The sequence below is a fragment of the uncultured Acetatifactor sp. genome (genome assembly GCF_948601915.1).
Lineage (GTDB): Bacteria > Bacillota > Clostridia > Lachnospirales > Lachnospiraceae > Acetatifactor.
The window spans coordinates 23,261-46,450 of the sequence record NZ_CAPDXS010000022.1 but is presented as its reverse complement, the minus strand read 5'-3'; the positions used below and the strand labels follow the sequence as shown (position 1 = coordinate 46,450).

At 56.1% G+C, this 23,190-nt stretch carries 19 protein-coding genes and 1 pseudogene; 9 read left to right on the top strand and 11 right to left on the bottom strand.

Annotated elements, in window-relative coordinates; all coding sequences use genetic code 11:
* Positions 1–56: 56 nt before the first annotated feature.
* Together Q2B33_RS05645 and Q2B33_RS05640 are read right to left on the bottom strand one after the other, a co-directional pair.
* Positions 57–677, bottom strand: coding sequence for a DUF6550 family protein (locus tag Q2B33_RS05645; protein WP_300566111.1), 621 nt, complete (start codon positions 675–677; stop codon positions 57–59).
* Positions 678–747: 70 nt separating this feature from the next.
* A complete protein-coding gene (locus tag Q2B33_RS05640; protein ID WP_300785446.1) occupies positions 748–1,812 on the bottom strand; it encodes a helix-turn-helix domain-containing protein in 1,065 nt (354 codons plus the stop codon).
* Positions 1,813–2,496: 684 nt separating this feature from the next.
* Here Q2B33_RS05640 and Q2B33_RS05635 point away from each other — a divergent pair.
* Positions 2,497–2,643, top strand: a pseudogene (locus Q2B33_RS05635) (IS1380 family transposase); the annotation flags it as partial.
* 20 nt (positions 2,644–2,663) lie between these two features.
* Here the strand turns inward: Q2B33_RS05635 and Q2B33_RS05630 are convergent.
* The 5 genes from Q2B33_RS05630 to Q2B33_RS05610 form a co-directional block, all read right to left on the bottom strand.
* Positions 2,664–3,248, bottom strand: coding sequence for an ANTAR domain-containing response regulator (locus Q2B33_RS05630; RefSeq protein ID WP_300785445.1), 585 nt, complete (start codon positions 3,246–3,248; stop codon positions 2,664–2,666).
* Positions 3,249–3,336: 88 nt separating this feature from the next.
* On the bottom strand, positions 3,337–4,587 hold the full coding sequence (locus Q2B33_RS05625; RefSeq protein WP_300775273.1) for a glutamine synthetase family protein: 1,251 nt from the start codon (positions 4,585–4,587) through the stop codon (positions 3,337–3,339).
* A gap of 120 nt (positions 4,588–4,707) precedes the next feature.
* Positions 4,708–5,430, bottom strand: coding sequence for a glutamate synthase (locus Q2B33_RS05620; RefSeq protein WP_300795015.1), 723 nt, complete (start codon positions 5,428–5,430; stop codon positions 4,708–4,710).
* Between the two features lie 47 nt (positions 5,431–5,477).
* Positions 5,478–6,983, bottom strand: a complete 1,506-nt coding sequence (locus Q2B33_RS05615; protein WP_300795017.1) for a glutamate synthase-related protein — start codon at positions 6,981–6,983, stop codon at positions 5,478–5,480.
* Positions 6,983–8,077, bottom strand: coding sequence for a glutamine amidotransferase family protein (locus tag Q2B33_RS05610; protein WP_300795013.1), 1,095 nt, complete (start codon positions 8,075–8,077; stop codon positions 6,983–6,985). The genes Q2B33_RS05615 and Q2B33_RS05610 overlap by 1 nt, the downstream gene beginning before the upstream one ends.
* A gap of 361 nt (positions 8,078–8,438) precedes the next feature.
* Here Q2B33_RS05610 and Q2B33_RS05605 point away from each other — a divergent pair, with 361 nt between their 5' ends.
* Genes Q2B33_RS05605 through Q2B33_RS05585 form a run of 5 tightly spaced genes read left to right on the top strand, consistent with a single transcriptional unit; the run spans position 8,439 to position 15,604 of the window.
* Complete coding sequence (locus tag Q2B33_RS05605; protein WP_300791882.1) at positions 8,439–10,535, top strand: glutamine synthetase III; 2,097 nt, start codon at positions 8,439–8,441, stop codon at positions 10,533–10,535.
* Positions 10,536–10,564: 29 nt separating this feature from the next.
* On the top strand, positions 10,565–12,178 hold the full coding sequence (locus Q2B33_RS05600; RefSeq protein ID WP_300791884.1) for a CTP synthase: 1,614 nt from the start codon (positions 10,565–10,567) through the stop codon (positions 12,176–12,178).
* Positions 12,175–13,590, top strand: a complete 1,416-nt coding sequence (gene purF / locus Q2B33_RS05595; RefSeq protein ID WP_300791886.1) for an amidophosphoribosyltransferase — start codon at positions 12,175–12,177, stop codon at positions 13,588–13,590. The genes Q2B33_RS05600 and purF overlap by 4 nt, the downstream gene beginning before the upstream one ends.
* Positions 13,591–13,620: 30 nt before the next feature.
* Positions 13,621–14,811: an LL-diaminopimelate aminotransferase gene (locus Q2B33_RS05590; RefSeq protein WP_300791888.1), complete on the top strand. Its 1,191-nt coding sequence runs from the start codon at positions 13,621–13,623 to the stop codon at positions 14,809–14,811.
* A 16-nt stretch (positions 14,812–14,827) separates the two neighbouring features.
* Positions 14,828–15,604 (top strand): carbon-nitrogen family hydrolase, encoded by a 777-nt coding sequence (locus Q2B33_RS05585; protein ID WP_300566131.1) that lies wholly within the window; start codon positions 14,828–14,830, stop codon positions 15,602–15,604.
* 133 nt (positions 15,605–15,737) lie between these two features.
* Here Q2B33_RS05585 and Q2B33_RS05580 read toward each other — a convergent pair whose 3' ends face one another.
* From Q2B33_RS05580 to Q2B33_RS05570, 3 genes are all read right to left on the bottom strand, one after another.
* The gene (locus Q2B33_RS05580) at positions 15,738–16,895 is read right to left on the bottom strand and encodes a toxic anion resistance protein (protein ID WP_300770047.1); all 1,158 of its coding nucleotides are present in this window, start codon (positions 16,893–16,895) and stop codon (positions 15,738–15,740) included.
* 70 nt (positions 16,896–16,965) lie between these two features.
* Positions 16,966–18,315, bottom strand: a complete 1,350-nt coding sequence (locus Q2B33_RS05575) for a 5-bromo-4-chloroindolyl phosphate hydrolysis family protein (protein WP_300783745.1) — start codon at positions 18,313–18,315, stop codon at positions 16,966–16,968.
* Positions 18,316–18,404: 89 nt separating this feature from the next.
* The gene (locus tag Q2B33_RS05570; RefSeq protein WP_300783747.1) at positions 18,405–19,781 is read right to left on the bottom strand and encodes an MATE family efflux transporter; all 1,377 of its coding nucleotides are present in this window, start codon (positions 19,779–19,781) and stop codon (positions 18,405–18,407) included.
* Positions 19,782–19,863: 82 nt separating this feature from the next.
* Between Q2B33_RS05570 and Q2B33_RS05565 the strand changes: the two genes are divergently transcribed.
* From Q2B33_RS05565 to Q2B33_RS24705, 3 genes are read left to right on the top strand one after another with little or no spacing between them, the layout of a single operon-like run.
* Positions 19,864–20,031 carry a hypothetical protein gene (locus Q2B33_RS05565; RefSeq protein ID WP_300566138.1) on the top strand — a complete coding sequence of 56 codons (168 nt, stop codon included), beginning with the start codon at positions 19,864–19,866 and terminating at the stop codon, positions 20,029–20,031.
* Positions 20,000–20,701 (top strand): putative ABC transporter permease, encoded by a 702-nt coding sequence (locus Q2B33_RS05560; RefSeq protein ID WP_300783749.1) that lies wholly within the window; start codon positions 20,000–20,002, stop codon positions 20,699–20,701. The genes Q2B33_RS05565 and Q2B33_RS05560 overlap by 32 nt, the downstream gene beginning before the upstream one ends.
* Complete coding sequence (locus tag Q2B33_RS24705) at positions 20,680–20,775, top strand: AraC family transcriptional regulator (protein WP_369124242.1); 96 nt, start codon at positions 20,680–20,682, stop codon at positions 20,773–20,775. Before Q2B33_RS05560 ends, Q2B33_RS24705 begins: the two co-directional genes overlap by 22 nt.
* On the opposite strand, the gene Q2B33_RS05555 is transcribed toward Q2B33_RS24705, so the two are convergent.
* Positions 20,772–23,114 (bottom strand): ADP-ribosylglycohydrolase family protein, encoded by a 2,343-nt coding sequence (locus Q2B33_RS05555; RefSeq protein WP_300566142.1) that lies wholly within the window; start codon positions 23,112–23,114, stop codon positions 20,772–20,774. The two genes, Q2B33_RS24705 and Q2B33_RS05555, sit on opposite strands and share 4 nt — an antisense overlap.
* Positions 23,115–23,190 lie beyond the last annotated feature (76 nt).

The window sequence follows — 23,190 nt, the reverse complement described above, 5'->3', positions numbered from 1 at the left end:
GGACGGCGGTTAGTCACCGCCTCCTACTCGATTGTTCAGTGTTCAGTTTTCAGCCTTCAGCTGCCGCCCATGGTGCCGATCTGCTTGTTGATGTCCCCGTCGCTGTCGATGGTGTCCTGCTGTACGCTGCTGGGCGTCACCCAGCCGAAGACCGGGTCGTAGACCTGCCCCTGATGGCTGCTGTCGTTGCCGCTATCCCCGGAGGGCGTTTCCGTGCTGGAGCCGTCGGTGGGGCTGTCCTGCGGAGGTGTGGGTGCCTGCGCCTGCTGGACAGGCGGGTCATACTCCGGCTGCCTGTCGGGATCGGTGACATCGTCCGTGGTCACGGGAGGCTCAGAGGGCTTCTCCTGCAGGGCCTCCTCCCTGGTGGAGCTGTCGGAGAGGCTCGTGGTGGAGCCTGTCCCGTCCTCGGAGACCACTGTCTGGGTATTGTCGGAGGCTGTGCCCTCCTGCCGGGTGCCTCCAGGGGCTGCGGAGGGGAGTGTGGCAGCCTCCACGCCAGGGTTCTCCTCCCATCTGTCGGTCTGGTCTGCCTGCCCCGTGGGGGCGGGGGTGAAATCCCTTTCCGGCTCCCGCGTCAGGAGCCAGGCGCCTGCGAGCGCTGCGATGCAGAGCGCGGACAGGCCGCAGATGGCAGGGGTTCTTTTTGTGTCGGTAGGTTTATTGTTCTTTTTCATAAGATAGGGCTCCTTTCGTCTCGTTTCTATTCTATACGCGCCGGAGGGCGGAAAGACAACAGCCTTCCCGTCAATATTTCGTATTGTGGGAGCCCGTCAGCGTGATGTGCTGCGTGATGGGCGTGAACAGGTTCCCGAACATCCGGATCCGGAAGGTCGCGTCGCAGTCCACCACATATTCGATCCTGTCGGGATGCTGGCGGAACTGCAGGCTGATGTTCCCAACCGTGTAGTCGTCGAGCCGTACCCGCTCCTCCATCCCGCTGATGAAGCCTGCGCGCAGGGCATCCTGGTAGGCGGCGCTCAGGTGCAGGTCGGCCATGTAGGAGCCGAGGTTCGCTTCCCTCTGGGAATGGAAGGTGTCCGCATAGATGCGGGCGCTGACGTTGAACATAGTAGATAAGTAGCTGCGCAGATAGATGACGCTGCCGTGCCTGCCGGTGAAGGATACCAGCGAGAGGTACCCCTTGTCCTGCAGTTTGTTCAGGATGCGGCTGACCGTGGCCTTCGAGATGCCCCAGCGCAGTGCCAGGTCACTGAAGCTCGTCAGCGGGTTGCCGGTGGTGTTGCGGAAGTAGACCACCGGCCCCAGTTCCGAACCCTGAACCTGGCCGTCGTTGTAGATGGCATGCACCCATAAATCCAGCACGATGTCCATCTCCGAGCACTTCCCCATGCTGATCAGCTCATGGACGGCCGCAACCGGGAAAAAGAAAAAGCCCACATCCTTCAGACATGGGTAGTTGTAGTCGAGCGCCGTATTGTGCTGTTTCCAGCCGTTGATGGTGAATTTGACAAGGCCGTTCCTGTCCAGCCTTGTGTAGGTGATGTAGTTCTGCTTCTGCAGGTAGTCCAGGATGGAGAGCGCCTGGTGCTGGAAGCGTGTGCGGAACCATTCCGCCAGCTCCGAAGTCCTGCAGATCCACTCTCCCGATCCCACCAGGTAGGAGATGCCCTCTATCCGGCGGTAGGAGGAGCGGAAGTTGGCGTAGGAGCAGAGTGTCATGTAATAAAAAAGATAAGAGCTTCCGTTGGTACGGATGTCCCTATCTTCCATAAGGCTGCGGAGGAACTCACGGTAGATGCGGCACCGTGGGTAGTCCACGATTTGTTTGACTTCTAATTGATAATCCATGGTGGTCTCCTTTAACTCTTGTACAGTGTCTTAAAACAGCAAAAATAAAGCACAAATAAGGAAGCACAGCAAAAGAGGCTGAAAAACATTGCTTTCAGCCCCGTGTAATGCTATAATCTGTTTGGTTTAGAAACTGACTGCCTCCATACAATAAGGTGGACTTAAGGTGGTCATGAGGATCAGAGGGGCAACAAAGCCAGTGTGGATGCGGCGTTGCGGGTCTGGCGGCATACGTCTGCAACACCCTGATGCACCGGTTCAAATCCGGTCTGCGCCTCTGAAGAACCTCGTTTCATGCGGGGTTTTTTGCTGTACTTTATCCCTGCAATGCCTATGTTTCCTTAAGTTTCCGTCCTTTCGTAAAGTTTTTCACCAAAATATTCATTTTTATAAACATCGTTTCAGACTGTTTAAAATCAGATAAAATCTTTTCATAAGGTGGTAAGCAGGTGGAGAGGCATAGGTCTTACAGCTGGTCAACCAACCCTTGTTTATTGCCAGAAATGCCCATAAGGGCTTGCCCGCACAAGCGGCTGTAGTCTCTTGCCCTTTTCGGCATATGGGCGCTCCTTTGCGGGAAATAGGCCGTTACAGGGATTTCACCGAATTTGCGGAAAGGCGGCAAAGGGCTGACGGCCATGGGGAAGCCGGCCTACGGATCCGTCCATGAGCTCGATGATGGCAATCAACTGTGAACTCCGTGAGGGGAAACAGCACTGCCGGAAACATACGCCAGAACTCCTGCGGGGGACAATCCGCCTGTGCCGGGAGACCACAGGCGAGCCGCTCCTTGTGCAGCTGGATTCCGGGAATGACGCGGCGGAAAACATCCAGCGGTAAAGCGGAATGGATCAGGAATAGGTCTGAATGATCTCCTCGGCAATCTCGCGTTTGGAGACACAGCGATCCATGGCCTGTTTTTCTATGTAGCGATGGGCATTGGGCTCGTCCATCTTTATCTCGCTGATGAGAAGCCACTTTGCACGGTTTACAATGCGGATTTCCTCCATTTTTTCCTGGATGGAAAGGGTTTTCTTCTCTGCGTTGCGGAGCCGTTCCCTTGCGCTCGCCATCCAACTGAGCGCTGTAATAATCGTCTGCCGGGAGGTTGGCTTCGGAAGTGTGAAAACGCCGTGCTCCGCCACTTTATCGTATAGATCTGCGTGAAGTTCCCCGCGGGCCATCAGCAGCACGACGGTTCCCTCTGCATGACAGGCGTCTATGGCGAATCTTGTCCCGACCTCGTCCGGCAAGGGGGCGTTGACGATGACATAGTCGTATGTCCGCTGGGCAAAAGCTCTCTTCGCGGCGCTGACACTTGACACGCTATGGACAGGCGCGTACCTGGATTCGGGGAGCAGCGCGGTGAGGGCGGTATTGAGATTTCCTGCCGCAGAAACGATCAGAACACTGTATATCCGTTCCTTAAGACTCATTTTGTGCGCCTCCTTTTTCGGCCGGTTCATTATCCAGCGGGCAATGCGACAGGTGCCGCGAGGGGCGGATTCCCTGCAGCTTGCGGCGCTACATACTGGATGGCTCGTCGGTCTGCTGCGGGGGATTTGACTGATTGCAGTAGATGTCCAGGATGGCCCCGGGCACATGGGTCTTGATGAACTGGCTTGCCGCCGCGATTCTGCGCGCCGAAGGCAGATCTTCGGGCAGTTTCCTGAACTTTGCCAGGGTCTCGGCATCGGCTTTATATAGATTGATGTCCGCAGCCTCCGGCATGTCCGGTTTGTTTTGGAGCCCGTAGAGGCCGGCATAAATCATGAGAGCAAATGCCAGATAGGGATTGGCCGCTGGATCGGGGGAACGAAGCTCAGCCCGGTGGTATTCTCCTATGGCCGCCGGAATGCGGATCAGTTGAGAGCGGTTTTCCTTTGACCAGGAAATAAAGCGGGGGGCCTTATTCTGTCCGAAGCGCTTGTAGGAATCTTCGTTCGGGTTGAAGAAGGTGGTCATTTCTTCCGTTTTCTCAAGGATACCGGCAATCACATGATAAAGATTTCTGGCATTTTCATTGGGCTTTACGGAGATATTGATATGAAATCCGTTTCCCGGCTCGTGATCAAGGGGCTTGGCGGAAAAATCCGCGTACAGGCCGTTCCGGTGGGCAACGGTTTTTACCACGGTTTGAAATGTCATGGCATTGTCCGCCGCGGTAATGGCATCGGAATAGCGAAAGTCGATTTCATTCTGTCCAGGCCCCTCCTCGTGGTGGGAGCTTTCGGGGCGAATGCCCATCTGCTCCAGGGTGAGGCATATTTCACGGCGGATGTTCTCCCCCCGGTCTTCTGGCGCTATGTCCATATATCCTGCTTCGTCATAGGGGATTTTGGTTGGCCTGCCCCATTCATCTAACCGAAAGAGATAGAACTCCTGTTCGGCACCGAACAGGAACGAAAAGCCTGCTTTCCCGGCATCGTCCACTGCTTTTTTCAGTAAACCGCGTGTGTCGCATTCAAAGGGCGTGCCGTCCGGATAGGAGATACCGCAGAACATCCGCACCACCCGGCCGTGCTCCGGACGCCAGGGAAGGGGCATTAAGGTCTCCGCATCGGGATGGAGCAGCAGGTCGCACCTTGTTTCATCGCCGAAGCCTGCGATGGCGGAGGCGTCAAAGGCGATTCCGTATTCGAAGGCACGGGGAAGCTCCTCTGCCACAATCGATATATTCTTCTGTCTGCCGAACACATCGCAGAAGGCCAGGCGGATAAATTTCACATCCTCCTCCCTGACATACTGCATGACCTCTTCCCTTGAATATTTCATACAATCTTCCCTCTTCCTTTCCATGATTGATGCCACACACCGGCAATCTGCCTCGAATCCCCGCTGCTGGCCGCCGGCCAGACGGGAATTTTCCTGCTATCCGTTCCGGCAGCCTGCCGCTTAATTTGCCACATACATCTGCCTGTAGGGGCTTTTGCTGTCAGGGGTAATGACAGTAAAGGGCGAGGACAGCACCTGGCGGATGTCGTAACCGAATAAATCGCAGTATTCGGACACATAGGCTTTTACCTCTTCCCTGTCGGTTCCGTCTGCGGCACGGGCAGTGACCTGACTGGGGAACTTGATATTCCTGCAGTCAGAGCGCAGGAACATTTTCCCGCCGTGCATCCCCGTGCAGGGAAAGTTGCCTACGATTTCCTGATCCTTTGCCCCAAGGCCGAGGACGACGATGACGCCGCCTGCCTGATATTCCCCCAGAAAGCTCCCTGCCCTGCCGCCGATTACCATAAGGGGTCTCTTCTCTTCATAGGCTTTCATATGGATGCCCGCCCGGTAGCCTGCATTTCCTCTGACAAAGATTTTGCCCCCTCTCATGGCGTAACCGGCGGCATCGCCGATATTGCCGTGAACCACGATTTTGCCCGCGTTCATGGTATCGCCTACGGCCTCCTGGGCATTCGCATGGACGGTGATGGCGGCGCCGTTCAGATAAGCGCCCAGGGCATTGCCCGGGGTGCCGCTGATCGTAATGCTTTTATGGGACATCCCGGCCGCAATATAGCGCTGCCCGCAGCATTCGGTGACAGTGCAGTCATCAGCGGCTTTGCGGAGGGCTTCGTTTAAAGCTCTGTAATGGAGATTTTTTGCGTTTACTAACATCATATGATACCACACCTTTACCGTTTTTTCTATGGGATTTTTATGTGCGGTCACTCTCCCGCATGGGAGATGCCCAGGATCTCAAGTTCTTTGTCTGTCATGCCGATTCCCCGGAGCATCAGGCGATTGCCCCGGAGGGATTCGATGGAATTGATTCCCATACCGCCCATCAGTTCCTTGATCTCATGCCGCCAGGCATTCATCAGGTTGATCAGACGCTTGCTGCCGGTATGGGGATCCAGGCGCGCTACAAGTTCGGGGCGCTGGGTGGCGATGCCCCAGTTGCATTTACCGCTTTGGCAGGTGCGGCAGAGATGGCAGCCCAATGCAAGCAAAGCTGCCGTTGCAATGTAGCAGGCATCGGCACCCAGGGCGATCGCTTTTACCACATCGGCGGCGCTGCGGACAGATCCCCCCGCAACAAGGGATACGTGATTGCGGATTCCTTCCTGGCGGAGCCGGGTGTCCACGGCCGCCAGGGCAAGCTCCACCGGAATGCCCACATTGTCTCTGATGCGGGTAGGCGCTGCGCCGGTGCCGCCGCGGAAACCGTCGATGGCAATGATGTCCGCGCCGCTTCTGGCGATACCGCTGGCGATTGCCGCAATATTATGTACGGCGGCGACCTTTACGATGACGGGCTTCTTATACTCGGTGGCCTCTTTTAACGAGAACACAAGCTGGCACAGGTCTTCAATGGAATAAATATCGTGGTGGGGCGCCGGAGATATGGCGTCCGAGCCCTGGGGAATCATACGGGTGCGCGAAATGTCGCCCACAATCTTGGCGCCGGGCAGGTGCCCTCCGATTCCGGGCTTTGCGCCCTGTCCCATTTTGATCTCAATGGCGGCGCCGGCTTTCAGATACCCTTCATGGACGCCGAAACGGCCTGAGGCCACCTGGACGACGGTGTTCTCCCCATAGCAGTAAAAGTCTTCATGCAGGCCGCCCTCCCCTGTGTTATAGAAAATGCCCAGTTCCTTTGCCGCACGGGCAAGGGAGGCATGTGCGTTGTAGCTGACAGAGCCGTAACTCATTGCCGAGAACATAATCGGCATGGAAAGCTCCAATTGAGGGGGCATTTCGTATTTTAACTTGCCGTTTTCGCCGCGTTGGACTTTCTCGGGCTTTTTACCCAAAAACACACGGGTCTCCATGGGCTCTCTCAGGGGATCGATGGGTGGATTGGTCACCTGGGAGGCATTGATCAAAATCTTATCCCAATATACAGGCAGCGGTTTGGGATTGCCCATAGAGGACAGCAGCACGCCGCCGCTGTTGGCCTGCTTATAGATTTCCTTGACGGTATCGTTCTGCCAGTTTGCATTTTCCCGAAAGGCACAATCGCTCTTTACGATTTTCAAGGCCCTTGTGGGACAGAACGAGACACAGCGCTGGCAGTTGACGCATTTGGTCTCATCTGCCTCCATCACGCCCCTGTCTTTCCGAAAGGAGTGGACTTCGTTTGCGCACTGGCGTTCGCATATACGGCAGACAGTACAGCGCTCCGTGTTTCTGACTACTTCAAATTCGGGGTAGATAAATTCCACACTCATCAAAACCCACCGTCCTTTACTTTGATGATGACAGGTTCTCCGCCTGCGGGAGCCCAGATATTTTCCGCCTGCGGTTCCATGGCCCGGACAGCGGCTTCTTCGCTGGCAATGAACACCCTGTCGCCCTTTTCGCCCACTACCATGGAACGCAGCTTCAGGCGGTCATTGAGGGCCATGAGGCCGCCGTCAAATCCCAGGACAATGGAAAAAGGCCCCGTAATCAGCAGACTGGGAAACATAGTACGGAGATACGTATACTTATGCCTGTCTTCCGGATCCGTTTTCCCTTCAATGGTACGCCAGAAAGGGGCGGCAATGACGCTGGCCGCTTCCTCCAGGGTGAGCCCCTGGACACGGATCAGATAGTCCATCACATAGGTGATGACCTCCGTGTCTGTCTGGAGCGTACATTGATATCCGAACATTTCTATAAAACGGCGGTTGGCGTCATAGGAAGAGATTTCGCCGTTGTGGACAACGGACCAGTCCAGCAGCGTAAACGGATGCGCGCCGCCCCACCATCCGGGGGTGTTGGTAGGATAGCGTCCATGGGCTGTCCAGGAATACCCCTCATATTCTTCCAAGCGATAGAAGGCACCCACATCTTCCGGATACCCCACAGCCTTGAAAGTCCCCATGTTTTTGCCGCTGGAGAAGACATAGGCTCCTTTTATCCCGGTATTGATTTTCATGACGGTACGGGCGACAAACTCTTTTTCGTCAAGCTGCAGATCCGCAAGCACGGACTTTAGAGGCGCGGCAAAGTATCTCCATATGACAGGCTCGTCGGTGATGGCCGGAATCTTCCGTGTGGGTATCCTTTCCGATTTTACGATTTCAAACTGTTCTTTCAGGAATGCCTCACAGCTTTTCCGCGTGGCGCGCTGGTCGAAAAACAGATGGAACGCATACAGTTCCTTATACTCGGGATAAATGCCGTAACCGGCAAAACCGCCGCCCAGTCCGTTGGAACGATCGTGCATGGGCTTCATGGCATTGGCAATCGTCCCGCCGGACATTCGGTTGCCCTCACGGGAAATGACGGCAGCGATGGCGCATCCGGAGGGGATTCGTATCTGGCCTTCCAGTTTCATATCAGTACCCTGCCTTTCGGGAAAATAGAATAGAGCAAAGGCGTTCCTTTCGGCACAGATACCTCAGATACTTGTCTGCACCAAAACGAACGCCTTTGCTCATTTACGAGTATCATACGCCGAAACAGGTACTTTGTCAAGGTGAAACCTGAAAGTTTTCATGCTGCAAATTACAAAAAAGGGGTTGACAAAGAAAACCGGCAGGTGTATAACATAGAGCGTAAAGGCAACGGCGTCTTTGAGGGTAAGTGCTCGAAGACACCGTTTTTTTGTTGCTGTAGCGGCGCATTTGCGGCGCAGATTCACGCAAGCGATTCTTTTTCACAATCAAAAATCCGGAACGGCAAAGGAGAGGAATAGGATGGAAACGGTAAAAGATTATTTTGGAAGCCTGGTATTCGATGACAGAGTCATGAAAGCCACTTTATCGGATCAGGTCTATGCGTCCCTGAAGAAGACCATCGATCAGGGGACTGAGCTCGACATCAGCGTAGCCCATGGGGTGGCCATGGCAATGAGAGAGTGGGCGCTGTCCAAAGGCGCTACCCATTTCACACACTGGTTTCAGCCGCTGACCGGTATAACGGCAGAAAAACATGACAGCTTCATCACGCCGTCCCCTGACGGCGGTGTGATCATGGATTTTTCGGGCAAAGAGTTGATCAAGGGTGAGCCGGATGCCTCTTCTTTCCCCAGCGGCGGATTGAGGGCCACCTTTGAGGCCAGAGGCTATACGGCCTGGGATCCTACCTCATATGCGTTCATCAAAGGCAGGACGCTCTGCATCCCTACGGCATTCTGCTCCTACGGCGGGCACGCACTGGATAAGAAGACGCCGCTTCTTCGCTCCATGGAGGCGCTGAATAAACAGGCTCTCCGCATCCTGCGCCTGTTCGGCAACGACACCGTAAAGAGAGTGACCAGCTCTGTGGGGCCTGAGCAGGAATACTTCCTTATCACAAAGGAAATGTATGAAAGGCGCCCCGACCTTCGCTTTACGGGCCGCACCCTGTTCGGCGCAAAGCCGCCCAAGGGACAGGAAATGGATGACCATTACTTCGGCGTCATCAAGCCCCGTGTGGCCGCTTATATGGAAGAGCTCAACGATGAGCTCTGGAAACTGGGGATCCTGGCGAAGACCGAGCATAACGAGGTGGCTCCTGCCCAGCACGAGCTGGCACCGATTCATACCACCACCAATATCGCCACAGACCACAACCAGCTCACAATGGAAATCATGCAGAAAGTAGCAGCAAAGCACGGCCTTGTCTGTCTGCTCCACGAGAAACCCTTTGCAGGCGTCAACGGCAGCGGCAAGCACAACAACTGGTCCATTGCCACGGACAGCGGCCAGAACCTGCTTTCTCCCGGCGCCACGCCCTATGAGAACGCGCAGTTTCTGCTGTTCCTCTGTGCTGTAATAAAAGCGGTGGACGATTATCAGGATCTGCTCCGCATCTCCGTTGCCACGGCCGGAAACGACCATCGGCTGGGCGCAAACGAAGCGCCGCCCGCCGTTGTCTCCCTGTTCCTGGGCGATGAACTCAGCGCGGTTTTGGAGGCGATTGAGAACGATACGCCTTATGAGGGAACGAAAAAGACGCAAATGAAGCTGGGCGCGGATGTTTTGCCGAAATTCAACCGCGATACCACCGACCGCAACCGGACATCCCCATTCGCATTTACCGGCAACAAATTCGAGTTCCGTATGCTGGGCTCTTCCAACAGTATTGCCTGTGCCAACATTATGCTGAATACCGCGGTTGCCGAAAGCCTGAAAATCTATGCCGACCGTCTGGAAGGGGCGGAAGATTTTGAGACCGCGCTTCATGAAATGATCAGAAAAACCATCAAAGACCATAAGCGTATCATTTTCAACGGAAACGGCTATGAGGAAAACTGGATTCGGGAAGCCACGGAAAAACGGGGGCTTCTCAACTATCGCACCACTGCGGACGCCGTGCCCCATATTCTTGACAAAAAGAATGTGGATATGCTGACTTCCCACGGTGTCTTCACAGAGGCGGAAATCAGATCGAGATATGAAATAACGTTAGAAAATTATTGCAAAACCATCATCATTGAAGCCAATACCATGGTGGATATGGCAAAGACCCAGATCGCGCCTGCCGTCAGCGCCTATGCATCAGAGCTTGCAGGGACAGCTGCGGCAAAGAAGGCCCTGGATTCCGCTTTGGCATGCGGTTATGAAACGGAGCTTGTCCGGAAGCTTTCCGCCCTGACAGACAGGATCTATGACGGTGCGGTTGCCGTTGAAAATTCGCTTCTGTCGCTTGCCGCCGCCGAAGACATCGGTGAGGAGGCTGCCTTGATTCGGGATCAGGTACTGGCCGGGATGGGCGAATTAAGGGTGGCCTGCGATGAGGCCGAAACCCTCACCGCCAAAAGATATTGGCCTTATCCCTCCTATGGAGATCTGCTTTTCAGCGTTCAATAGAGGCGAAGGATTCGGAAGGAGCGGAGGAAATGGCCAAATATATATTTGTCACGGGAGGCGTGGTATCGGGTCTGGGCAAGGGAATCACGGCGGCTTCTCTGGGAAGGTTGCTGAAGGCGCGGGGGCTGAAGGTGGCGGCGCAGAAGCTTGATCCTTATATCAATGTGGATCCCGGAACCATGAGCCCCTATCAACACGGAGAAGTATATGTCACCGAGGACGGAGCCGAAACCGACCTTGACCTGGGACATTATGAGCGTTTTATCGACGAAGACTTGAACAGATACTCCAACCTCACCACCGGCAAGGTCTACTGGAATGTGCTGAACAAGGAACGGCGGGGCGAATACCTCGGTTCCACCGTGCAGGTGATTCCGCATATCACAAATGAGATCAAGGAGTTCGTCTACCGTGTGGGAAAGAAGACCAATGCCCATGTGGTTATCACCGAAATCGGCGGCACCATAGGAGACATCGAGTCCCAGCCTTTTATCGAGGCGGCAAGGCAGATTTCTCTGGAGGTGGGCAGAGAGAACAGCCTGTTCATTCATGTGACATTGGTGCCCTTCCTGGGCGGCTCCGGTGAACACAAATCGAAACCCACACAGCATTCGGTGAAAGAGCTGCAGGGGATGGGCGTGAACCCGGACATTGTGGTGCTGCGCTGCGATGAGCCGCTGGAGGAGTCGATTTTCAAGAAGATATCTATGTTCTGTAATGTGAAGCCGGACTGTGTCATCGAAAACATGACGTTGCCCAATCTGTATGAAGCGCCCCTGATGCTTGAAAAGTCGGGCTTCTCTTCCGTTGTGTGCCGTGAGCTGGGGATAGAAGCGCCCGCTCCCAGGCTGGCGGAATGGGAGGAGATGGTGGAACGCATCAAGGCCAGGCCCCATTATGTGGACATCGGGCTTGTGGGCAAGTATGTGGGACTGCACGATGCCTATCTCTCGGTTGCGGAAGCGCTTTCCCATGCAGGTTATTTCCACAATACCCATGTCCGCATCCATTGGATGGACTCGGAAGAAATCACGGCAGATACCGTGGAAGAAAAACTGGGGGGACTGGACGGGATTCTTGTGCCCGGGGGCTTCGGCAGCCGGGGCGTGGAAGGCATGATTCTGGCGGTGGGGTATGCGAGGGAGAGGGAAATTCCGTATCTGGGAATCTGCCTCGGCATGCAGATCGCCGTCATCGAATACGCCAGGAACGTTCTCGGCATGAGGGATGCCAACTCCGGGGAATTCGACGAATTGTGCAGGCATAAGGTGATCGATTTTATGCCGGGACAGAGCGATGCCATTGACAAAGGCGGAACCCTCCGTCTGGGCGCTTATCCCTGCAGCATCAAGGCGGGCACCACAATGGAGCGCTGTTACGGCGCCGCGGACATCAGCGAACGGCACAGACACCGCTATGAGTTCAACAATGCGTACCGGGAAGCTTTTGAAGCGGCAGGGCTCACCGTCAGCGGAACCTCTCCTGACGGTAGGCTTGTGGAAACGGTGGAGATTGGCGAACATCCGTTCTATGTGGGCGTACAGTACCACCCGGAGTTTAAGAGCCGCCCCAACAGGCCCCATCCCCTGTTCAAGGGATTTATCGGAGCGGCATTTGAGAAAGCCATGGGAGGTAGGGTATGAGTATCCGTGAAGAATGCGGCGTATTTGGTGTGATGGCTCCCGATATCCGCGATGTGGCAGGCATATGCTATTATGGTCTGTATGCGCTCCAGCACAGGGGGCAGGAAAGCTGCGGAATCGTGGTCAATGACGACGGCCTGTTCGCCTCCCATAAGGACTTGGGGCTGGTGGGCGAAGTCTTTTCGGGAGAGGCCTTGTCCCGTCTGCCGGAAGGACAGATGGCAGTGGCGCATGTGCGTTACGGCACCACCGGAGGGACGAACCGAAACAACTGCCAGCCCATTGAGGTCAACCATCAAAAAGGCAGAATGGCATTGGCCCATAACGGAAATCTATCAAATGCGGCGGAACTGCGCAGTGGGCTTGAATTGTCCGGCGCTATTTTCCATACCACAAGCGATACCGAAACCATTGCCTATATCATTACAAAGGAACGCCTGAAAACAAGCTCCATAGAGGATGCCGTAAGCGGCGCCATGGACATACTTGACGGCGCCTATTCCCTGATCGTGATGTCGCCGCAAAAGCTGATCTGCGCCAGAGATCCGTATGGATTCCGGCCTCTCTGCTACGGAAAGACAAGCGACGGAATGTATGTGGCAGCCTCTGAGAGCTGTGCCATCCAGGCGGTGGGCGGCCGGGTAATCCGGGATGTGGAGCCCGGAGAGATCCTTGTTTTCAGCAAAAGCGGCGTCGTCTCCCGAAAAGAACACTGCGGCAAGCAGCAGAAAAAGCTCTGCGTTTTCGAGTATATCTATTTTGCCCGTTCCGATTCGGTCATCGACGGCGTTTCGGTTCATGCCGCCAGAGCCAGGGCCGGAGCCGTTCTTGCCAAAACCCATCCGGCAGAGGCGGATCTTGTGATCGGGGTGCCGGATTCCGGGCTGGACGCGGCGCTGGGTTACAGCCGGACGTCAGGTATTCCCTACGGCATGGGACTGATGAAAAACAGGTATGTGGGCAGAACCTTCATCGCGCCGGGAGACCGTCTTGATAAAGTGAGGATCAAGCTTTCCGCCATAGAAGATGCGGTGAGGGGCAAACGCCTGGTGCTGATCGACGACTCCATTGTACGGGGGACAACCAGCGGACGCATCGTGACGTTGCTGCGGGAAGCAGGCGCGAAAGAAATCCATATGAGGGTCTCTTCGCCGCCGTTCCTCCATCCCTGCTACTACGGAACGGATATTGACTCGGAAGAACATCTGATCGCCTGCCAATATACCACTGCCGAAATCGCCCGCAGGATCGGTGCGGATTCCCTGGGCTATCTTCCGGTAGAACAGCTTTCCCTGCTGACCGGCAGCTGCAATTACTGTAATGCCTGCTTCAGCGGAGAGTATCCCACAGAAATACCCTCCGATACCAGAAAGGATCGGTTTGAACGGCGGTTATCGGAGAAAGAGAAATAAAGATTATATGTAAGAAGGAGAAGCCAAACAATGCTGAAGCCTAATACAAGATACGGGGACTTAAAAGAAGCCTATCTGTTTAACACCATCTACAGAAAGACAAACGAATATCTCATCTCAAACGCCGGTAAAAAGGTATTTAGAATGGGCGTGGGGGATGTATCCCTGCCTCTTTGTCCGGCTGTGATACAGGCACTGCACGCTGCCGTTGAGGATCAGGGGAGGGCGGCCACTTTCCATGGGTATATGCCGGAGGCTGGCGATCCTGCGCTTCGGAAAGCCATTGCGGAGCACTATCGGGATGGGGGCGTTGAGATGGACGAGCATGAAATCTTTGTTTCCAGCGGCGCCTGCGACGATCTCGGCGATATTCTTGAACTGTTTGAGCGGGATAACAGCGTTATGGTGATAGAGCCGGCATATCCGGAGTATGTGGATACCAATCTTCTCGCGGGGAGAAGGATTATACATTTGTCTTCAAACGAGGAAAAGGGCTTCCTGCCCGAACCCTGTGAAGAAGCCCGGGCCGATATCCTCTATATCTGTTCTCCCAACAATCCCACCGGCGCCGCATTCAGCCGCAGCGGGCTGCAGGCCTGGGTGGACTTCGCAAACGAGATCGGCGCGGTTATCCTCTTTGACGCGGCATACGAAATATTCATAGAAGATAAAGAGATTCCCCACAGCATTTACGAGCTGGAGGGCGCGGACAGATGCGCCATCGAAATCTGTTCCCTTTCCAAAACGGCAGGGTTTACGGGGACTCGGGTGGGCTATACGGTGGTGCCCCGCAATCTGATCCGGGGCGGCATGAACCTCAATGAAATGTGGGCGCGCAATCGTGAGACCAGGACAAACGGTGTCTCCTACATCCTGCAAAAAGGGGCTTTGGCGGTATTTACACCGGAAGGCCAGAGGCAGATCCGCGACAATTTGAGGATATATAAAGAAAATGCCGCTTGTTTCATGAGGGCGTTGGAGGCGGCGGGCATTTGGTATACAGGCGGCAAAAATGCGCCCTATCTCTGGATGAAATGCCCCGACGGCATGAGCGGCTGGGGGTTTTTCGACTATCTGCTGAAGGAGATCCAGGTAGTCGGTATCCCGGGGGAGGGCTTCGGCGCGTGCGGGCGAGGATATTTCCGGTTCTCCGCCTTTGGAAATCCGGAAGAGACCAAAGAGGCGGCAAACCGCCTTTATCACTTATTGGAAAGGGGGTAAGGAATTGTCTGCACTTATGAAAGTTTCCTGTCTGCAGATGCATATGGAACTTGGAAATCCGTCTGAAAATTTTCTTCATGCAAAGCAGATGATTCGCCGTGCCGTAAAAGAACATCCGGACGTGCTTGTGCTGCCCGAGACCTGGAATACGGGATTTTTCCCAAAAACGGGGCTTGCGGAACTGTCTTCCCGCAACCTTGCCGAAGTGAAGGAGCATATCGGCGGTCTGGCCATGGAATATGGTGTGAATATCGTAGCGGGCTCCGTCTCCAATCTGCGCGGCGGAAAGATTTTCAACACGGCAGCGGTGTTTGACCGAAAAGGCGCCTGTATTGCGGAATATGACAAAATGCATCTGTTCACGCCCATGGGCGAGGACGGATTTTATGCCCGGGGCGACCATATCTGCGTTTTTTCGTTGGACGGGATCAAATGCGGCGTGATTATCTGTTATGACCTGCGCTTCCCGGAACTCACGCGCAGGCTCAGCCTGGACGGGATCGAGATGCTGTTCGTGGTCTCCCAGTGGCCGAGGGAAAGAATCGCCCATTTGAGATGCCTGACGGCGGCAAGAGCCATTGAAAACCAGATATTCGTTGTGAACTGTAATTCCTGCTCCGCGGCTGACAGTACCGTGTATGGCGGAACATCCGCAGTGATCGACCCTCTGGGCAGGACTCTGGCGCTGGCAGAAGAAACGGAAGAAATTCTGTCTGCCGAATGCGACATGAACCTGGCGGAGGAAGTCCGCGGCAGCATGCCTGTGTTCAGAGACAGGCATCCCGGGTTATAAGGCTCTGCCGGGAACCTGGCATTCCCGCCATTTCCCGGCAGCCCGGTCTTTATCTGAGACAGGAATGCGGTTCTGAAAAAATCCCACAGGAAGCAATGTCTTGCCGACAGTTTGCTCTCCTGTGGGATATTTTTTACACCTGCCTGGAAGCCTGGCTGACGGACAGCAGCTTCTGGCGCATCTCGTTCTCGATTCTGCCCAGCTCCGCCTCCGCGCTCTTCCTCTTGGCCCGGCCGTCCTCCTGGATCTTCATCACCTCGTCTAAGGTGCTGATCAGGGTCTGGTTGGTGGCGGTGAGGGTCTCGATGTCCACGATGCCCCGCTGGGTCTCCCTGGCGGTCTCTATGGTGGCGATCTTCAGGGTCTCGGCGTTCTTCTTCAACAGCGCGTTGGTCATGTCCGTCACCTCCCGCTGGGCCTTGGCGGCCTCGGTGGAGTGGCTTAAGCCTATGGCGATCACCATCTGGCTCTTCCACAGGGGGATGGTGTTCACCAGCGTGGACTGTATCTTCTCCGACATGGCGGCGTCATTGCTCTGGATCAGGCGGATCTGGGGCGCCATCTGCATGGAGATGGTCCTGGTCAGCTCCAGGTCGTAGATCTTCTTCTCGAAGCGCTCGCACATGGCGGCGAAATCGTTGGCGGCCTGGGTGTCCTCGGGGAGGCCGCTGCGCTCCGCCTTGGCCAGGAGGGCGGGAAGCTCCACTGTCCGGGCCTGCTCCAGCTTCTTCTTTCCGGCCAGGATGTACATGGACAGCTCCTTGAAGTAGTTCAGGTTCAGCTCATACATCTTGTCCAGCATGGCGGCATCCTTTAACAGGGTCACCTGATGGTCCTCCATCACCCGGCAGATTTTGTTGATGTTACCCTCCGCCTTATCGTACTTTATCTTCAGGTTCTCCAGCTTGTTGGAGCCCTTCTTGAAAAAGCCCAGGAATCCCTTTTCCTCTTCCTCATTGTTGAAGTCCTTCAGCTCGGTGACCACGTCCGCCAGCATCTGGCCGATCTCGCCCATGTCCTTGGTGCGCACATTGTTCAGGGCGCCCTCGGAGAAATCCGCGATCTTCTTCTGGCTGCCGGCGCCGTACTGCAGCACCATCTGGGTATTCGAAATGTCGATTTGGGCGGCAAAATCGTCCACCATCTTCTGTTCCGCAGGGGTCAGCACCGCCTCTGGTATCTTTTGCGTGGCCTCGGCCGCCGCAGGCACTTCAGGGGCCTCAGGCTGGGAAAAGGGCTCGAAGGTCAAGGTGGGGCCCTGGCTCAGCATTTCATCTAAATCATTGCTCATTTTCGTCTCCTCCAGTCTTCCATTTCTTCTATATTTATATACACGGTTCTTCTCGGGATCATCCGGGCATTCACTGGCTGTCGTTTGCGGCAAAGGCCATTTCCTTCATCAGGCCCTCCCTGGCCAGCATGGACTTTAGGACCTGGGCGTCCGTGGTGGCATCGAACACGGCATTCTGGAACAGGGTGTTCAGGAGCTCCCGGAATGCGGCGTTGATGGTGTCCAGTGTATTCTCTATCTCGGCCTTGGCCTTTACGATGTCCGGCCCGGGAGAGCTCACCCGGTCGAATTCCTCATAGGACTCCACCAGCTTCAGGGTGGTGGGCAGATAATAGTTCATCAGCTTGTGCATCCGGGGCATCTGCTCGGGATGTGTACGCACGCTTTCGAAGATGTCCTTCAAGAGGTTCTCCAGGCAGAACAGCTTGGAGGATATCACCTCGCCGGGAATCCTGTCGTTGAGGCCTCGGAGTTTGCGTATGTATTCCTGTCCCTCGCCCACCATGGTCTGCAGCTCGGATTCCTGCTCTCTGGATACCTCCGGCGCGGGTTCCGGCCTCTGCTCGGGGGTCTTGTCCTCCAGCGACTTCCTGTTCTCCGCCTCTCTAAGCGTCCGGCCGCGCTCCGCCTCCAGGTACTGCCGGTACACCACATCATTCAGCATGAAGCAGGTCTTCTGCTGATCCAGATGCCCTTCGGGGAAAATGCCCAGAGCCAGCATCTTTTGCAGGTCTTTGACTACATATCTCTCGCTCTTGCCCGTACCGGCGGCCAGCTTGGCGATCTCGCCGTACACTCTGTAATCACACAGCTGGAGATAGCGCTGGGCCCGCTTCAGGCGCCTCTTCTGGCCGATGCCGAAGCGGATCATGCCGTAGAAGCCTGCCAGGAACAGGAAATTCACGATCCAGCCCCCCAGGGTGGTATCCCCTGACAGAAGGGCGAATATCCGGAAGAAGGCTATCAGCCCGGTGATTCCGAAGCCGATGCCGCCGAACACCTGGTACAGCACGTTGGAGACGCTGCCCACCTTCTTGACCTTGATGGCAGGGAGGGATTTGCGGGACGGGGCGGGGGCGTTCTGGCTCTGCATGCGCTGCTGCCTGCTCTGCCACTCCTGCATCAGCCGGTTCTGCCGCTGGCGCTCCCTTTCCATGGCCCGCTGCTGCCACAGGGGGATAGTGGGAGGGGCGTCGGCATGCTTCTGCTCCGGGGCATCGGCATCCTCGAAGCCTGCGCCGGAAGACCACTGCTTTGTAGTATTGCCGGAGGAGACATGCTTCCCCGCCGCATTGATGGCATCCGTCACGGTCTGGGACACCAGGTCGTTGAGATTCTTGAAATCCCCGCTCTGCAGGGCCTCGGACAGGGCGCTCTTTATCTGCTCCCCTGTGCCGTTCCAATTTCGACTATCGCTCATTTGATGAACCTTCTTTATTTTCAATTCTTTCACAGGAATCCACACCCCTATTATTGCACATCGCGCCCTGTTCCGCAACAATTTTATCCTTAATTCTCTATGAAGAGATCGTCCCTGGTGATGTTGTTGAGCCATTTGCCGCTGCGGTAATGCCGGATGACCCAGGGCCATTTCACGAACTCATCGGTGCACAGCAGGAAATACACCCAGAGCACCGGGAGCTTTAAGGCGAAAGCGGCCAAAAACCCCAGGGGAACCGCATAGCACCACATGTCGATGGCATCGCAGACGAAGCCGAAGCGGCTGTCGCCCCCTGCCCGGAAGACCCCGGCGATTAAAGTGGTGTTCACGGCGGCGCCCATGACATAGTAAGTGTTGATCAGCAGCATGTATTTCAGATAGTGCATGGCGTTTTCTGTGAGAGTGGCATATTTTAACACAAAAGGCGTCGCCGCCAGTACGATTAGCCCGCCGATGGCTCCGGTGATGATTGTGAGCTTCATGAGTTTCTTTGCGTCCTTCTCCGCCTCCTCCAGCTTGTTCTCTCCGATGACATTCCCCAGCAGGATGCCACCGGCGCTGGCCATGCCAAAGCACAGAATGGTGCCGAAGTTGCGGACTACCACCACGAAAGAATTGGCGGCTACCGCGTCCGTGCCCATATGCCCCATGATGACGGAGTACATGGAGAACCCCACGCTCCAGATGATGTCATTGCCCATGGCAGGCAGGGAGAGCCTGATGAAATCGGAGAACAGAAGTCTGTTTTTGGAGAAAAGATATCGGAAATCCAGCTTGATATCTCTGCTGAAATGGGACACCGCGAAGCAGGCGGCCAGCTCAATCATGCGGGAGGCGGAGGTGGCGATGGCCACGCCCATGGCACCCAGCTTCGGCGCGCCGAAGAGGCCGAAGATGAACACGGCGTTCAGGATGATATTGAGGGAAAAGGCCAGCACATTCATGAGCGTGCTGATGGTGACCCTGCCGATGCTGCGAAGCACTGCCAGATAGACCTCTGTGATGCCCCAGCACAGGTAGCTGACGCTCATGAAGCGCAGATAGGAGGCGCCGATGGCAATCAGCTCGCCGTCATTGGTGAAGAGGCGCATCATGCCCTCCGGGAAAAAGAAAGCAGCACCGGCAAAGAGAAAGGCGAAACCCAGAGAGAAACGCATGGCGATGCCCTCCACCACCTGGATGGCCTTCATGTCCCCCTTCCCATAATACTGGGCGCAGAGCATGGTGGCCCCGGTACCTAGGCCGTAGAAGACCATGAACAGCACATTGGCGTACTGGGAGGCCAGGGATACGGCGGAGATGGAGGACTGGCCTACGTAATTGAGCATGACCACGTCCGCGGAGCTGACGGCGGCGCTTAAGAGGTTCTGGATGACGATGGGCAGCACCAGTTTGAAAATCTGGCGGTAGAACACATCGTCTTTGAGTCGGTTCTTCTTTTGCATGACGATTCTCCATTCGTGCTTAATCAAATATGACTTATCTTATCACGCTTGCAGGGGTAAATCAATGTGAAAACGGGATTCTATGGCCGATTTCTATGGCCGCTTCCATGCCGAAAGCCATGAAAGCTATGAGGAGGAGCGGCAGGCGGACAGCCGCCGGGAATCTGCCGCTCCCGGTGAATACATAGGGAGGCGCGGATTCGGGCATACTGGATGGTATGACGAGAAAAAAGACGACTCACGAATTTGACTATTATGTGCTGCTGTTCTTCGGGCTGGCCTTCATCGGCTGGCTCTGGGAGGTAGGGCTGTACCTTGCCACGGAGCATGCCTTCATCAACAGAGGGGTGTACCGGGGACCCTACCTTCCGATATACGGGGCAGGGGGGCTGGCGCTGTGCCTTCTGCTGCGGCCCTTGCGGAGGAAGCCAGTGCGGGTGTTCCTCTTGTCCATGGCGCTGTGCTCCGGGCTGGAATATTTTACCAGCTGGTTCCTGGAGCGGCTCTGGGGCATCCGCTGGTGGGATTACAGCGGGCACGCTTGGAATCTGAACGGGCGGATCTGTCTGCTGGGAGCTGTGGTCTTCGGCCTGGGCGGCACGGGGCTGGTCTGTCTGCTGCTGCCGCTGTATGAAAGGCTGCATCAGAGAATCGCGAAAAAATGGCGGATTGTGCTGTGCCTGATTTTGCTGGCGATGTTCATCGCGGATGCCACCTACTGTGCCGTGCGGCCTAATACGGGGCGGGGGATTTCTATGGTAGAAGAAGCGGCGGTAACGGCCAACGCCTCGGACCTGGCAGCCATGCCTTTCGGCCAGGCATGGCAGGAGGCCACTGGAGTGGAGCTGGAAATCATGCAGCAAAATCCGGAAGGCTCACGCTGGAACAGATCAGCGAGATGGTGGGCTATGCCAGCCTGAAGACCTTCCGGAGGGCGTTCCAGAAAGAGACCGGATTTACGCCAGCGGGCTATCGGGAGTCTGTCTTGGTTTAAGCGGGGCAGGGTGCCACCTCTATGCCGCGGCAGCTGATGTGCCCGCCGTCCCTGACGGAGAGGCCAATGCCGCCGTTTAAGTAGGGATGGCTGCTGTCTGTGACATCCAGCATTTTCCGGTCGTTTAATGTCACGGTGAAATGGTTTCCTTTTGCCGTGACACAGATGCTATAGTCAGAACCCAGCTCCCAGGGGAAGTCCGTCTCCGCCAGGGGGACATAGCCGTTCTCATTTTTATAGAAGCCGAGCTTGCCCGGAGCATAGAAACCGGCGGCATAGGAGCGGATGGCTCCTTTGACGCGGACGTTCACCAGATGGGAGCCGGGGCATTCCGGACGGATATGGAAGGTGGCGGCGTAGTCGTCCCAGTCGTAGCCGCCGGTGTATACCTCGCCGAAATCCGCGCAGCTTAAGTGCAGCCTGTCGCTGCTAAGCCAGGTCAGGCCTTTCAGCCTGGTGAACTGGCGGATTTCCCTTTGGCTGAAGCTCCAGACCTCCATGGCGGATTCTGCCAGGTCAATGGTATAGTCCGCCGCACCCTCCTGATAGAAATCATCTAATAGTATGTCCAGGGGCTTATCTTTCTGCTCTGCGTCCCCTTTCAGGATAAAGCCGGCCTCATCCAGGAGGCCGTTTTCCAGGAAAGGGATGGTCAGGGAGACTTCTTTCCATTCTGCTTTGGTCAGGCGTACCTCTTCCTCGGAGGTTATAATCTTCCCGGTGGAGGCATTGTGCGCATAGGCCAGAGCGGTACAGTCCCCGCTCCCTGGGGCAAGCTTTAAGAAGCCGTAGAATCGCTGGCCGGGGTAGAGCGTTGGGGAGAAGCTTGGCTGGTATCTGTTGTCGTCGAAATCTTCGGGGACGTAGTAGGTCTTTTTGTAGAGCATATGCCCGATGCCGCCCGCCCGGGGGACGGCGGCAAGCAGTGCGCGGGTTCCTGTATGGGCATCCGAATCGGTATTGCGCAGGTCGGCGGCGGGCGGCTCCTGGTTCTGGCAGCGCAGGTCATCAGCAGTTGCCTGGCTCTGACGGTCGCCGCATGTGGAAATGCCAGAGAGAGCCGGATTCTGACAGTCGCCGCATGTGGAAATGTCAGAGAGAGCCGGATTCTGACAGTCGCCGCATGTGGAAATGCCAGAGGGAGCCGAATTCTGGCTGTTGCCGCACAGGGAACCGAGAGCTGCGGCCTGCTCCGGGCTCATGGCCCTGATCCGCAGCCCGAAAGTGGAACCGGGATACTCGAAATGGCATCCGGTATGCTTCCGATTCAGGATTTCCCTCCAGGGCTCCGGCAGCTCCCACCCGGCCACCGCGGCGGCCAGCCTGGCGATATAATCGGCGCCCTGGGGGATGTCAGAAATGTTCAGGGAGCCGATGACGCTGGAGCAGATCAGGATATCGTGAATGGGCCTGCGCAGGGCCTCGGGGATGCCCTCCAACCCGCAGCGAACGCCCATGATGGTGGCCACGTTGCCCACATTGCAGTCCGTGTCCCAGCCGCACATGTTGCAGATGTCCAGCGTCCTTGCGAAATCCCCCTCCCCGTAGAGCAGGGAGACGATCATCACACCGATGTTGGGGATGATGTGGCAGGCCCCCGGGTATCTGTCGTAGCCGAAATTGTCCCTGACGTAACCATAGCCTTTTCGCCAGTCCGCCGGATTTGCCTCATGGAAGGCCATGACGCTGCGGACTACTTTCGTGTATTCGCTGTCCGCGGGAATGTAGGACAGGCCTTTTTCTATGATTTTCCGAATATCGGTTTCTATAAAAGCGTAACTGATGCAGCTGGCCACGAAGATGCCGCCGTAGACGCCGTTGCCCCCGTGGGTGACGCTGGCGGCCCTTTCGGCGTATCTGGCGGCAAGGTCGGGATTGCCCGGCGCTACCAGGCCCCAGGTATCGATGAAAATCTGCCCGCCGATCTGCTCGGCCACGGTGCTGCCGTTCTTCGCGATACTGCCGGACAGGGGCGCTTCCACACCGGCCCGGAGGTTGAGATAGGCAGTGTGCTCCGTGGAGATGCCGTAGCCGCCCCACCAGAAGAAGCCGGATTCGTAGCTGGCGTAGTTCAGCAGGGCATTGCCCACGTCCTGGGCGGAAATATCGTAGCCCTCCTCGCTGTCCCCCAGGGCCCGCAGGAAGAACAGGGGGCCGTTGGTATCATCGTCCGCCGCGAACTGTCTGTACTCCTTCGGGTATCCTGTCAGCTCTCCCAGCTCGGCCTGGATTCTTTCATAGGTCCAGCCCTCTATGGGGGCGCCCAGGCGCACGCCGATGACCTTTGCCAGCCACCCGGCGTAGATTTTTTCGATGAATTCCGGATTCATTGTCGTCATGTCGCTATGCTCCATTCGTTTTTTATTCCCGCGGGCAATGAGCCAAGCGGCCATGCTTGCACGGCCAGTTGGCGGA

What these genes read in the sequence shown, in the direction of transcription:
- Q2B33_RS05585 (WP_300566131.1), top strand. Translation starts at nt 14,828, where the DNA reads ATGAAAGTTTCCTGTCTGCAGATGCATATGGAACTTGGAAATCCGTCT.
- Q2B33_RS05625 (WP_300775273.1), bottom strand. Translation starts at nt 4,587, where the DNA reads ATGAAATATTCAAGGGAAGAGGTCATGCAGTATGTCAGGGAGGAGGAT.
- Q2B33_RS05570 (WP_300783747.1), bottom strand. Translation starts at nt 19,781, where the DNA reads ATGCAAAAGAAGAACCGACTCAAAGACGATGTGTTCTACCGCCAGATT.
- Q2B33_RS05565 (WP_300566138.1), top strand. Translation starts at nt 19,864, where the DNA reads ATGGCCGATTTCTATGGCCGCTTCCATGCCGAAAGCCATGAAAGCTAT.
- Q2B33_RS05590 (WP_300791888.1), top strand. Translation starts at nt 13,621, where the DNA reads ATGCTGAAGCCTAATACAAGATACGGGGACTTAAAAGAAGCCTATCTG.
- Q2B33_RS05605 (WP_300791882.1), top strand. Translation starts at nt 8,439, where the DNA reads ATGGAAACGGTAAAAGATTATTTTGGAAGCCTGGTATTCGATGACAGA.
- Q2B33_RS05630 (WP_300785445.1), bottom strand. Translation starts at nt 3,248, where the DNA reads ATGAGTCTTAAGGAACGGATATACAGTGTTCTGATCGTTTCTGCGGCA.
- Q2B33_RS05640 (WP_300785446.1), bottom strand. Translation starts at nt 1,812, where the DNA reads ATGGATTATCAATTAGAAGTCAAACAAATCGTGGACTACCCACGGTGC.
- Q2B33_RS05645 (WP_300566111.1), bottom strand. Translation starts at nt 677, where the DNA reads ATGAAAAAGAACAATAAACCTACCGACACAAAAAGAACCCCTGCCATC.
- Q2B33_RS05560 (WP_300783749.1), top strand. Translation starts at nt 20,000, where the DNA reads ATGACGAGAAAAAAGACGACTCACGAATTTGACTATTATGTGCTGCTG.
- Q2B33_RS05580 (WP_300770047.1), bottom strand. Translation starts at nt 16,895, where the DNA reads ATGAGCAATGATTTAGATGAAATGCTGAGCCAGGGCCCCACCTTGACC.
- purF (WP_300791886.1), top strand. Translation starts at nt 12,175, where the DNA reads ATGAGTATCCGTGAAGAATGCGGCGTATTTGGTGTGATGGCTCCCGAT.
- Q2B33_RS05600 (WP_300791884.1), top strand. Translation starts at nt 10,565, where the DNA reads ATGGCCAAATATATATTTGTCACGGGAGGCGTGGTATCGGGTCTGGGC.
- Q2B33_RS24705 (WP_369124242.1), top strand. Translation starts at nt 20,680, where the DNA reads ATGGTGGGCTATGCCAGCCTGAAGACCTTCCGGAGGGCGTTCCAGAAA.
- Q2B33_RS05555 (WP_300566142.1), bottom strand. Translation starts at nt 23,114, where the DNA reads ATGACGACAATGAATCCGGAATTCATCGAAAAAATCTACGCCGGGTGG.
- Q2B33_RS05610 (WP_300795013.1), bottom strand. Translation starts at nt 8,077, where the DNA reads ATGAAACTGGAAGGCCAGATACGAATCCCCTCCGGATGCGCCATCGCT.
- Q2B33_RS05620 (WP_300795015.1), bottom strand. Translation starts at nt 5,430, where the DNA reads ATGATGTTAGTAAACGCAAAAAATCTCCATTACAGAGCTTTAAACGAA.
- Q2B33_RS05575 (WP_300783745.1), bottom strand. Translation starts at nt 18,315, where the DNA reads ATGAGCGATAGTCGAAATTGGAACGGCACAGGGGAGCAGATAAAGAGC.
- Q2B33_RS05615 (WP_300795017.1), bottom strand. Translation starts at nt 6,983, where the DNA reads ATGAGTGTGGAATTTATCTACCCCGAATTTGAAGTAGTCAGAAACACG.